The organism is Candidatus Magnetominusculus dajiuhuensis, from assembly GCF_046044395.1.
Classification (GTDB): domain Bacteria; phylum Nitrospirota; class Thermodesulfovibrionia; order Thermodesulfovibrionales; family Magnetobacteriaceae; genus Magnetominusculus; species Magnetominusculus dajiuhuensis.
The window spans coordinates 1-12,138 of the sequence record NZ_JBJUSG010000109.1 but is presented as its reverse complement, the minus strand read 5'-3'; the positions used below and the strand labels follow the sequence as shown (position 1 = coordinate 12,138).

Here is a 12,138-nt window from a genome sequence, read left to right as displayed (position 1 = left end):
GGGGGGGGGGGGCTGCTTTACTATTGTGACACAGTCTGTTCGCAGGAATGACACATCTCTATGGTTGTTCACCTCTATCTGCTTATTCACCTCTGTACGGTTATTCATCCTCTGTAGTCTGTCATTCCTGCGAAAGCAGGAATCCAGAGAACCCTCTACCATAGTTAATATGATATTTTACGAGGCGCTTATGAGGCGCTTATTGAGATGGGCGGCAGTGTTGGCGCTCCACCCGCGTAAACGGTTTCCATATAGCTGTTAACCCTCGGGCCTCCGTTGATAACCCCCTTCATCACGCTTATATAGAGGTTCATCCCGCCACGCCGCTGGACAATGCCAGCCCCTGTGAGGCCGCTCTCGTATGAATATATGCCCTCGGCGGCGTAGTTTATCTCTGAGCCACCCTCTAAGGAAACACTGCACTTGCCGCGCCGTGATTCCCAAAGCAGCGTACGTCTTAGTGAATTGGTGCCGTTGTCGCTGTGGCGCGTTTCTCCTGTTGCCTGTGTGGCAATGACCGCTCCGCAGTCAGATATGCTATGGAGTGTGAATTTGTCCGGCGTTGCCCCCCGTAACATGAAGAGCTTGTCCTGAGTACCCACGAATATGCCGTCTTCTGCGGCGGCAAGCAGGGTTATCATACCGCTGAATGGTATCCAGTTCGCCGCCATATTATACAGTTCAAAGGCAAAAGGCTCCGAGTAGTAGAGGACATCGTAGGCGGCTGTGTAGATGCGCCCCCTGTAGTAGGTCATGAGATGTCCGGCAGGGGGAGGTTTTAGCCCTTCTGTAACAGCGGTAAGCATAGGCGCTGGTTCGTCTTTCAGGGAAACGGCGGCGCTTTGGTTTGGAAGCCTCATGGCCAGATATAGCGTCTCGCCATTGACTGTCGTCATGTACAGGTTTATGCCCACAACATCGGGGTCGTCTGAGGCGGTGGCGGTAGCGGTTATTCCACCTGCGGCAGTGTCTATGGATGAAAGGACAGAGGTGCCGCTTTCCTGCCCGCCGCTTGGGGAGTATGCCCCGCCGCGGCGCACATATGTAAGCGCTATGGCGTATCTCCCCGTGCGAAGATTGCCCTCCGCGGGAGATAATTGTGGTGCCGGTGGGGGCGTCATCCCCCATGTCCTTGTCGTGTGGACACGGGTATCAATAGCGCCCGTTACGACGCCGTCGGAGTAATATACCGTGTCGTTGAGTGAAAGGTATGCCATGCGCTGGCCGCTTGTGAGGCCCTGCCTCAGACAACGACCAGCGTATGGGCCGCCTGTGGTTTCAGGGGCTAACAGCTCCATGAGCTGCCCACCCTGGCAAAAAAGGCACACGCGCCCGTCGCTCCACAGCGAATGCACCGCACCCTCATAGACCTTCTTATACCCGGGTCTTCGCCTGATCAAACCTGAGTCGTCTATGTCAACGTTGAGTGCTGAACTCAGATACGAAAACCCTATGCGCTCTGGCGGCAGCACATTGGCAAGCCCCTTGAATTCCCTGTAAACGTTTCCCATTATATCACCCCCATAATGTCATTGAGAGAGTAGGAGGCGTGGCCGTTGACCAGAGATTCGCGTCTGATCTCATCCAGTCCTTTTTGCCAAAGCTCTCTGTAAGTCTTAGCGGCCTCAGAGTTTAGCGTGTCTGAGCCGGACTTCTCATAAGCCAGGGCCAAAATGCCGTTTATCAGGGTGCGGTTGAAGCGGCGTGGGATCTCCGGTTCGGCGTTTGGAAACGCGGCAGACATTTCAGTAAGCGGGAGGCGATAGACGCTAAGGGCAACGGTGTCATTTCTTTCAGGGATGGGATGGAGCGTGATAAAGCCGCTTTGGACATCAAGCATATAATAGGCCGGCGTGCCTTCAAACTGTTGCCACAGGCCATACCACCGCAGGAGCGAGTCCTGTGTGGTCTTAAAAAGCGGCGTTCCAGTGCCGACAAGCACGGCGCGTTTGATAGCGACAATGCGGCTGTCAAGGGCATAGCTTGCCGTCCCTTTGGCCAGGGCCACATGGCATATCTGTGGCGTGGTCGAGTCGGTTATGCAAAGCGTCTCAGCGCACAGGACAGAAAGCCTGTCGTTTAAGCAGACAACCAGCTCCGCGTCCGGCCATAGGTATGGCGTGGCAGTGTCATCGAGCATTGCTCTTGTTGTTGCAAGTATTTCTGTTAATGTCATCGGCGTCTCTCCATTGTGATGGGCCTGATGTGGCTGGGCGTCCGGCATAACGGTGGCCGCCCAGCCCGCTGGTTTTTAGTGAAGGTCCTGACAGACCACCAGGATATCCGCTACGGTATGTGAGAGGTTGTTTGCCGGGACGAATAGTATGTCAGAGTCAGACGTGTAGATGCAGCCGTTGGCGTAGGTGTCGCCTATGGTGCTTTGGGTTATGCTGCCCGGCGTACCGTTTAGATTCGCCGCGGCAATCAGGCCATTGGCATGAGTGGCGTCGCCTACGGTGCATGTCGCGGTTGACCCCTCAGGGGCTATCAGCTTTACATACACCTGTTTGACATGGGTGTTTGCCTTTACCTTTACGGCGTGAACTACATCGGACGCTGAGACGTTGAGCGCGGTGAAATCGAGCCTGTTTTTGATGCGATACAGCTTGTTCAGGCCATCAAATGGAATGGCGGACTGCCCGCCGGTTAAATCTACTGTTGCCATACGTAAGACCTCCTTAATTTACAGGGGTTTATGGGGGCCGAAGGCCCCCATATTAGTCGGGACATGGATTATCTTGAGGCGTAAAGTACGCCCATTGCGTCTGGTTTTATCACCTTATAGCCATAGACCATCAGCCCTCTTACCAAATCTCCGAACGTGCTTTCGGCGCGCAGGGTCTCGGTCTTTAATATCTGAGAGGCAAATGTAAGGGCCGACAGATGGCCAAACATCACGTTGTAGCCCAGTCCGCCGCTCTCAGCAGCCGAAGAGACATAGTTGCTGCTATAAACGGTAAAGCGGTCTATCATGCCGATCATGCCGTTTCTTATTGATGACTCATCGTCTCCGGTTCTGGCAACGTTGCTGAGGTCGGACTTCTTTATCATTGCCGAAAGCCACGCGGGAATGACGAGCCACCGGTCGGTCTCAGGCACGTTGCGTTCGTCGAGAATCGTGGCGCAGTCAATAATGTAATCAAGGACATTGCTCTTTGTTATCTGCACGGGGGAGCCGCTCCTGCCCAGATTGATGTTCATGGAGATTGCCCCTGCCGTAGTTCCCCCGTTTAACGGGTCAACGCTTGCCGGTATGGACGAAAGTATGTCCGAATCTACGACCAGTTTTAACTGAATCGAGGCGTCGTTACTCCATAAATCGAGCAGGTCTAAGTCCGACTGCCACTTGTCAACATCGTCACAGGAAAAGGCAAAGTACTTTCCCTTGTCTATTACCAGGTCAAGGGCCGGGCCTGTCTCCGGCCTCTCGTATTCTAGTTTTTGCCCCTTTACGTAATCCCTTATGGTGATATCCGGTACCGCGCGGATATAGATAAGGTCGCCCTGTTCCATTATCTCGCCCTCATAGTCAATGTTTGCTATGAAGGGTATGACGGATGTCCTGTAGAACTTCTTGATGAGCTTGCCTGACCACAGTGCGCGGTCAAACTTCATTGCCCCGGTACTGCTGTAGTCGGGGTATCCTGCTGTTCTGGGAAATGCCATAGTTTATCCTCCTGCTTTTTTGGGGGGGATTTTAGCCCCCGCTTGTTGATTTCGGCGTCAAAAACGCCGTTTACAAATGTGCGCCCTGATTGGTGATTAAGCGGTTACTCTGCCTTCTTTGACCGCGCGGAATATGCGGGACTCAAGCGCGTCCGCCTCTTTTTCCCTGCCTTTGTAGCGGCCTCTGACGACATCTTTGTAAAAATTATGAATTTCAGAAGCGGTAAACGCATCGTCGCTGCCGACGGGTTTGGCCGAATTGCTGACCGCGCGTGGAGGGACGGCGTACCTGTCTATTTTTTGCGCCTCAGGTGGCGCGGCTGCCACAGCCACTTTCTCGTCAGGTCTCACTTTAACAACGGGAGTCATTGTATTGCCCTGAGTTTCGACTGCCGGGGTTATATCCGTCAGCGCTTCAGGGGCTGCCTGAGCATCACCGGCGTCATCAACAATAACTTCGGATGCGTCATCATTATCTTCGGTATCATCACCGTCTTCGCTTGTTAGTTCGGTCACGGCGATAGTCAGCATCTTTCTTACCGCGTTGTATATATTGGGGTTTTCCACACGAAAGGCGGAGATATCCTCATCCTCATCCATGGCCTTATAAATATCGCTGAGATACTCTGAAGGCGTATCCGTACCGTTTACGTTTACGGTTGCGCTTCCTTCCTGCTGCCCTGCCAGGACATCACCATCCTGGTCAGCCGGGACGGTTTGGTTTGGCAGATTTGAATTAACGACAAGTAAGTCTGTCTCAGGTGTTTCCAGCTTTACGATTGTTTCCATAGTTATCCTCCTGTGGTTTATTCGCCGTCGTGAAGTACGACGACTTTAGTGAGATTCGTAAGAATCGCCTTTATGTCTTCCCTGTTGTTGACCGTGCTTATCTGATGTTCGATTTTGCCGGTTATTACACGATACAAGAGGTAACTGACCTCTTTATTGCCACGTGATTTTCCTCCACCCAATAACGCCCGACACATAAGAGCATACTTCCTCATAGTCTGTGCTGTTATCCGAGGCCGCCACAAACCAGTGCGTACCCCTATGACTGTCATCGCAAACAGGTTTTACTTGTGTGCCAGGCGCAAGCTGAAGTCCGCCGTTGATTACGCCCGTACGAGCTGTTGTATTGTTCAATGGCACACTCTCTGGCATAACAAATACACTATTGTAATTAGTTAAAGCCCCTGCAAATGATTCTATTAACCCATTGGTCTGTGCGTTCTGCTCTCTCGACGCCGATACCAACAACGATGTTATCTCACCATACCGGATTCCCATTTTATACCCTGGAGCATTAGGGTCATCATCTGTTAATTCAGGGATTACTTTCCCAAAATCCTCCGCTATAAACCCAATACTATTTGTGCCACCATGTTCGGCATCCCACATGAAACGTACAGGTTGCAGTTGATTTACCAGTTGTAGTGCGCCAGTTAAGTTGTCTATATTAGTTTTCCATCTTACAGACGAACCATTTGTCCATGATACACCTGTGGTAGTATAAAGACCACCTGAAAACATTTGAGCATAATTCGTGCCGCCAAGTGTTTGAGCTGCAACATATATCCCATAGTTAGTTGTTATGGTTGGGTTGCTGCCCTTAGCCGGAGAATCTATAAACAGCCCATACATATTATTTATGGTATAACTTCCAGCTCCCACAGTCAGGCCAATATACTCACCATATGCTGCCGTTGCAGATGAATCAAATGTCGGCCCCACTACTAAACCTGTCTCAGTACTTGAATTTGATAATGCAGACTGTATGTTTATTGCCTTTGAACTACTTGCTGCTATATTTAAGCCGATATTCCCTGTAAATTGAGGGTTCGTCGCCAACACTACATTGCCGCTGCCCGTAGAATTATCCCATGTAGGAGCAGTTGCCGCCGACCCTGAACCTGCTGACTGTAAAAACTGTGGCTGCGTATATTGGTTGCCAGCAAGCCGGACTAATGCCGTTCCATTGTCATACATAGTATCACCAAGCGTAGTTGTCGTTCTTTTAACGGCAGAGGTTACGTTATCGGCGTAAAGTTGAAAGAAATTGTCTGTGCCGTTATACCACTTGTTGGATGTGCTTAGCCCGACACCTGTTGAGGAAATAGAAATAGAGCCATTGCCGGGTGTTATCGTTACATTTGAGCCTGCCGTTAAGGTATTGAGCGAAAAAGTCGCATTGTCTGAGTTCCCTATCATTATCTGTCCATATGTCGGAGTTGCAGATAAGCCGTTGATTGACATAACGCCTGTACTGCTATTATAAACAAGCGGAGACGATACCGATATGGCAGCCCGTGCCGACGCGTCCGTGTACCACTTATTTGTACCCTGCGTGATGTTGTCGGTATAAAGAGGAAACCAGTTATTCGTCCCGTTGTACCACTTGCCGCTGCTGCCCGAACCGATGGCCGCTACTGCCCTCGCCGCGGTGAAGTATTGATTGGCCGTCCCTTCGGTTACGTTGTCCGAGTAAAGGGTAAACCAGTTCTTAGTCCCATTCCTCCATTGACCGATAGTGCCTGTGGCAATTGACGGCTCTTTGGCGTTGAACGCGTTTTGCAAATCTGACTGAGATGACAATGTCCCGCCTATGTTTCCCCATGTTGGCGCGCCGCCTGTGCTTGCGGCAATAGTAACAGAGCCGTTGTCATTGGTAATAGTTACGTTAGAGCCGGCGCTGAGGGTATTTAATTTAAAAGTCCCGTTGTCGTTGCCGATTAACATCTGGCCCTTAGTCGGGGTAGTCCCTGATCCCGTGCCGCCGGATGTTATGGGTACTGTGCCGAGGGAGAACACGCCGGTTGAGGAGTTGTATGAAAGAGGCACAGAGGCCGACATCGCCGCCCTTGTCCTGTTATCCATATAATACATATTAAGAACCCCTTCGGTTATGTTGTCGGTTGTGAGGCTGCTGACGCTGCCGGTATTATTCATACCGTTGTCACTTTGAGCGGCAATCCAGCGCTGAAGGCCGACGCTATAAACCGGCACACTCTGCGTTAACAGCAAGGCTGTAATCAGTGAAACCGCTATAGCAGTTATCCTCTTCATTATCTCACCCCCGTGCATCTAACCGTCACATACGGATTTGTTCCGCCACTAAGCGCAACCACGCTGGCGCGTATCCTCTGAACCGGCATATCAACAATTGAAAATGACGCGAATCCCGCGGCAAGCTCGGTAGAATTCAAACTGTATAACGCCATCGCCATTGGGCTATACTTATTCAGCCGCGACTGGCTGCAATGTGCGGGATTGCATTGATTCCCACTGATGGCCACACTTACGGCGGTTGTTGAGTTATCTGACACATCTATATCGCATGACCATGTCTTGAACTCATTAATTGTTAACATAGACAGGTCAACCGGCGCTCCATCGCCCGTCTTGTTGTCGTTGTATAGGACGAACATGTCCGCGTTTGCAAGCGGTAAAAACATCATCATCATCGAAACGGCTGCTAAAAGTGTTAGTATTATCTTTTTCAAAGTTCCATCCTCCTTGTTGGATATCAGTTATACGTGCGGGGCGTGCAGCCCCGTTTTAGTGTCCCCACTTTTTCAGGTATTCTAAAAACAGATTAGCTAACAGGGTAATCAACACCGAACCAATCAGCATGTAGAGTTTAGAAAACATGCCGTTTATGGATTCCTTGAATTGCTTTATCTCTCTTTGGAAATCCTTTAGTTCCTTCCAGAAATCCTTCAGGTCGCCGTTGAGTTCGTCGAGGGAGTTGTCAAAATGCACGTGTCTTTCGTCCTGGCGTTTCTGACACTCCCGACATGCCTCCATAGATACGTGTGTATCGGTCATATAACCTCCCTTTGGCCGCCGCATTACGCGTAAAGCCAGGCCACCTCTTTCGATTTATCCTTGTCAATATCCAGATGGACTAAATTCATGCCAATGCCCATCCTGTCAACGCCGACGGCGATGGCGGCCTTAGACACCAGATACCTTTCATGGCTGCCGACTATGGCGATGTCAGCGGCAAGCCCCGTTAAATGTGCCGAATCTGACTCCCCTCCCACTGCCTCGTTGTGTTTGGCGCATCGGCTGCCGGAGGTTATCCTAAGCGCGATACCCGCTGTCTCCCGAACCTTGTCAAGGGTTGCGATAAGCTCTGGCGAGATGTTGTTAAGGCCGCAGCCGCAGCGGCAGGTGAAATCCTCCGGTTTAAAGTATTTCGAGGTTCCATTCCGTGACGCCGGGGGTGTCTGCCCTGTGGCGCTTGTGGTCTTTTCTTTCATAGTTTTCTCCTCCTGTATAGTTTTGTTAGCAAAATGCCGTGCATTTCAATGCGTCGTCATCCGCGCCCTGCGAATGGTTTTCCACCCTCAGGGTCTCCAATGCCCTCGCCGCTGTCTCTGGAGTCAGGAGCTTTGTGAGCTGGCCGAGGCACTGGGCCTTGCCCTGTCCCATTCTCAGGAGCGTGTCCTTCTGCTGATTGTCGTTTCTGAATGATTGCAGTGCGTGCTGCCTTTGCAGCCATCGCCTTATGGCGTCCCACTCCGGGTGGCGAGCAAGCGTGACGACGGCCATTAAGAACTCCTCTGTTGGTATTAACATGCCACTGCCTCCTGTGGTGATTTCCTCACCTTCCTCATCTTATTCATCGGGGTCATCGTCGTTTGCCGGGGTGTCTGAGTGTTCCACGAAGTTATCGCCGCCTCTGATTCGACGCAGGCGCTCCTCGTAGGTTTCCATCTGGATGGCCTCCTCTGAGTTGGCCGACTTTCTCTTTTCATAAAGATACTGGGCAAGTTCCATGTAAATCTTCGCACGGGTATCTGCCTTCACATCGGGGTCGCGCGCAAGCTCGGCCATTCCAATCAATGGGTCAACGGCCATCCCCTCAAGGACGCGCCGCGCGTCAACAGTCCTGCAATAGGGAGCCGCCGCTTTCGCTGTGTTCATATCCTCGTCACCATCAAGCACTGTGGAATCCTTTTCCATAACCCTCCTTTGAGTAGTCTTTAATCTCATGCCCTTATATATATGTCCAAAATTCGCATAAAAGCCCCGTAGAGCCAGCGCTGACGCCACTTTTCTATTCGCATGGATTTCTTTAAGCACGACTTATGGCAAAAAACGCTACGATATTGTATGAATGCTACGAAATTGTAGGGATAAAATGAACTCAGGAGGCCGTAAGACGTTGATAATACTACTTATAATATTTATTGCAGAATAATTCCGTTTTATAGCTCATATTTGCGTTATGTATTACATGCCATATATATGTAGGGTTGGCAGACCTTGAAGGGGGCCGTAAACTGTTTACTGCCGGGCTACTGCGTATTCAGCATTTCCTTGGCGTATGTCAGGTAGTCGTCGTCTTTTTCCAGCTTGTTATACCATCTTGCGAAGAAGCGTGCGGACTTTTTCCATTGTCCTGTGTGGTACATTAAGTCTGGGATGGGCATAAAGTTTGGATATTTAAAGACCATCATCATAGCGTCGCGTGCGAATGAAACCTTATTGCCCTTGTCCCCGGCGGCAAGGCAGGCGTCCACGATGAAGTATTCCACGTTTTCGTCAAACCCGCCTATTGCCTCTATGACGGGGCGTGTCATTGCACAAAACGCGCTGCTCACATACTTAGGCACCTTGTCTTGCGAAGTTATATTATATGGCGTAGTATTAAAATCTATCCCAACGCCCATGTTGTAGGGGGTCAAATCCTGGTTTCTCAGCTCAACGCCGGCAATGCCGCCGCTTAACGCCTCCATCAGGCCGTCGTCCTTGTAGTAGTAGATACCGGGGAGCATAAACAGCACATGTTCACCGGTTGAGACCTCTGCGCCGCGATTGTACAGGACGGCGATGTCGTTGCTCTTACAGTCAACGATTTCCACACCGCTTGTGGCGGCGAGGATAATCTCTTTTACGCTGTCGTCGTTTGCAACGATGATTATTTCGATGTCCTCGTGGTGGCAGTTCAATGAAATTGAATTCAGCGTAGTCATCATCGCCAGTGAGTCTTTACCTGATGGGATTACGATACTGATTCTGTTTGGTATTGCGGCGTTTTTTAATTCTATTTTGACTGAGGCGTCACGACCTCTGATACCGGCGTCTTTGGTTTCAAAGATAAACGATATGACATCCAGCGCACGTTCGATTGACTTACCGTCGAGACGATAGAAGACCCTGTCAACGAATTTATCAGCCGTTTCTTTGACTGTGTCGGGGATGCCCTTTTCGATTGTCTGAAACAGGGCGTCCCAGTTACCGGCGGGGGAGACGGACTGGGCCACGCCGATGTCTTTATAGTACTCCTCGCCGTTGATGATGTTAAATAAATCAAAGAGCGGTTTTCTGAATGCGAGGGCCTCAACGCCGAGGGTTGTCTTGCCCATGACGACGCAGTAGTCTGAGATGGCAAGAATCTTATACGGGTCATAGGAAAACACGACGACTGCGCCGGGCAGCAGCTCTTCGATTATCTTTTTGATATCCAGAAACGCGGGATAGGTCACTTGGGGGTGCCACTTAAAGACGCACACTAAGTCGGGGCGTTTAAGGTCTTTAAGCATCTCGACCCATACAGAGCGTTCAGTGACAGCGCCCCAGTGGGTGTTGGGCATAAAGGCGATTACTTTTTTATCAACTGGAATAGACAGTTCCTTTTTTATACTTTTCATTGTAGATGGAAGCGTGAATTTTTTTATGGCGTCGTCAATATGTGTATTTCCGATTACGAGAAGTTTATGAAATGAGCACTTATGCTCAAGCAGGGTATCTCTGGTCTGGGCGCCCCAGATGAGATTAGCCATAGAGTATTCGGCGTGGGTGGAGAAATTAAGCATAGGGTTATAGTAATCGCCTTCCTGGAGGGTGATGTAGGCGATATCATATTTCTTGGCCAGATGTCCGATTTGCTTACCCCACGGGTTCATCTCGTGGAGGGTCAGAAACATATCGGGCTTTTCCTGATTGATGAGTGCATCGAGGCAAAAATAATCTTCTACGTTTCTGATGAGCGACCTGTGCTGCTGAAACAACGACCAGTGCCTGAAGCCATGCCACGAGAAGTTGATGTGAGTCCACTGTTCAAGGAGTTCTTTGGTAGCGGCCTTAATTTTGGCGTTAGTCTCATGGTTGGCGTATTCGATAAGGAATTTACACTTAAACCCGTTACGAATGACATCACCCTCATAGGGGTAGTCAACGAGCGTAGTAAAAAACAAAATATCCGCCCCTTGTTTACGAGCCTCACCGGCGATAGGAAATAGAAACCTGCCATGATGAGGCAGGGCATTGAACACAGCGATCTTTTTACCTTTAAGTTTCATATCTCTCCATAATAGGCTATATGGCCTGCCATCGTTCTAAACATGTCTACAACACAGGTACGCTATTATACCCGATTATTCTGAAAGTACACAATGTATAATCAGCCTCTCACTCCGCGACAAAAAAATGTATCCACCCAACATGTCCTGCCGTCATTCCACCTTACCCTACTGACATTCCACCTTGCCTTGCCGTCATTCCGGCTTGTCCGGAATCGGTCTCTACACATTCTCAAGCCAAAAAGATTCTGGACAAGCCGGAATGACGGATTAGGGGTAAATTTACTCTCTCTATCCATTGGGGTGAAAGTCAATTTGAAATGTCATGGCACGAGAATAATGTTACACAAAGGTAACACAATTATGTAGATGTTACGTACCTGTAACATTTTGATGTCTCACAATAATATTTTATATTTATGTTGACTTTTATAATTGATAAATATAATATATGTATGGGTGCTGCTTATATCGCACTAGGTTGTTTGCGCATGAGGAGGATTTTTTTGAGGGATTACCGAAGTGTCCCTGAATCACGCAGAGGGATAGGCAGACGCCTGAGCCTGTATGATTTTGTAAGAGCACATCAATCGTTGGGCTACACAACGCCTGTATGGTTGTGTTGTGACGGGAACATGTGAGATGGCTCTGGAAATGTCAGAGATATTGAACACACGGCTCAATTGGGAGTGTGGTATTCAGTCGGCTGTATGTTATTACCAATTGATAATTGACCAAAGAGGAAGGAAAGGGGACAGGCTACATTTCACACGTACTGCAATATATAAAAGAGTTGCTGTCACTTATTTTTCTACCTGTTTTTTTGTACAAACGCTTGTAAATTTCTCATAGGGAGGTTGTCGTGAAAAAGTTGAGCACCGGCGTTAAAGCAGCTTTAATTCTTAGCATTTCCACGTTGATAGCAGCTTATATTAAGCATAAATAAAAAAGATGTAACTTTGCACTATAACGATGGAAATAATACTGCAAGTAGTATCACTAGTGTAAACAGCAGCGTTGTTAATCAAAATAATAACTCAAACAGCACCGTTTCATCTATTGTTAATAACACCAACACTCAAAATGTTTACATATACAATGGCGAACCAACGTAAGCGTCAAGAAAACCCCATCTTTACAGTGGGGGTAGCAGATGTCATAA

The 12,138-nt window shown here is 49.3% G+C and carries 12 protein-coding genes; all 12 read right to left on the bottom strand.

Annotated features, from left to right (window positions below):
• Nucleotides 1–188: 188 nt before the first annotated feature.
• The 12 genes from AB7D94_RS13375 to AB7D94_RS13320 all read right to left on the bottom strand — a co-directional run bounded on the left by AB7D94_RS13375 (nt 189) and on the right by AB7D94_RS13320 (nt 10,976).
• Nucleotides 189–1,511 (bottom strand): hypothetical protein, encoded by a 1,323-nt coding sequence (locus tag AB7D94_RS13375; protein ID WP_420266401.1) that lies wholly within the window; start codon nt 1,509–1,511, stop codon nt 189–191.
• Nucleotides 1,511–2,176: a phage adaptor protein gene (locus AB7D94_RS13370; RefSeq protein WP_420266400.1), complete on the bottom strand. Its 666-nt coding sequence runs from the start codon at nt 2,174–2,176 to the stop codon at nt 1,511–1,513. Before AB7D94_RS13370 ends, AB7D94_RS13375 begins: the two co-directional genes overlap by 1 nt.
• Nucleotides 2,177–2,251: 75 nt before the next feature.
• The gene (locus tag AB7D94_RS13365; RefSeq protein WP_420266399.1) at nt 2,252–2,665 is read right to left on the bottom strand and encodes a hypothetical protein; all 414 of its coding nucleotides are present in this window, start codon (nt 2,663–2,665) and stop codon (nt 2,252–2,254) included.
• Nucleotides 2,666–2,733: 68 nt separating this feature from the next.
• Complete coding sequence (locus AB7D94_RS13360) at nt 2,734–3,666, bottom strand: phage major capsid protein (protein ID WP_420266398.1); 933 nt, start codon at nt 3,664–3,666, stop codon at nt 2,734–2,736.
• Between the two features lie 96 nt (nt 3,667–3,762).
• A complete protein-coding gene (locus AB7D94_RS13355; protein WP_420266396.1) occupies nt 3,763–4,455 on the bottom strand; it encodes a hypothetical protein in 693 nt (230 codons plus the stop codon).
• Nucleotides 4,456–4,608: 153 nt separating this feature from the next.
• Entirely contained in the window at nt 4,609–6,729 is a 2,121-nt protein-coding gene (locus AB7D94_RS13350) for a tail fiber domain-containing protein (RefSeq protein ID WP_420266395.1), read from the bottom strand.
• Nucleotides 6,729–7,166 (bottom strand): hypothetical protein, encoded by a 438-nt coding sequence (locus AB7D94_RS13345; protein ID WP_420266394.1) that lies wholly within the window; start codon nt 7,164–7,166, stop codon nt 6,729–6,731. The genes AB7D94_RS13350 and AB7D94_RS13345 overlap by 1 nt, the downstream gene beginning before the upstream one ends.
• Nucleotides 7,167–7,221: 55 nt before the next feature.
• Nucleotides 7,222–7,491, bottom strand: coding sequence for a hypothetical protein (locus AB7D94_RS13340; protein WP_420266392.1), 270 nt, complete (start codon nt 7,489–7,491; stop codon nt 7,222–7,224).
• A 23-nt stretch (nt 7,492–7,514) separates the two neighbouring features.
• Nucleotides 7,515–7,928 carry a D-Ala-D-Ala carboxypeptidase family metallohydrolase gene (locus tag AB7D94_RS13335; RefSeq protein ID WP_420266391.1) on the bottom strand — a complete coding sequence of 138 codons (414 nt, stop codon included), beginning with the start codon at nt 7,926–7,928 and terminating at the stop codon, nt 7,515–7,517.
• Between the two features lie 25 nt (nt 7,929–7,953).
• Entirely contained in the window at nt 7,954–8,247 is a 294-nt protein-coding gene (locus tag AB7D94_RS13330; protein ID WP_420266390.1) for a hypothetical protein, read from the bottom strand.
• A gap of 39 nt (nt 8,248–8,286) precedes the next feature.
• Complete coding sequence (locus AB7D94_RS13325) at nt 8,287–8,664, bottom strand: hypothetical protein (protein WP_420266388.1); 378 nt, start codon at nt 8,662–8,664, stop codon at nt 8,287–8,289.
• A 305-nt stretch (nt 8,665–8,969) separates the two neighbouring features.
• On the bottom strand, nt 8,970–10,976 hold the full coding sequence (locus AB7D94_RS13320; RefSeq protein WP_420266387.1) for a hypothetical protein: 2,007 nt from the start codon (nt 10,974–10,976) through the stop codon (nt 8,970–8,972).
• Between the last annotated feature and the right edge of the window lie 1,162 nt (nt 10,977–12,138).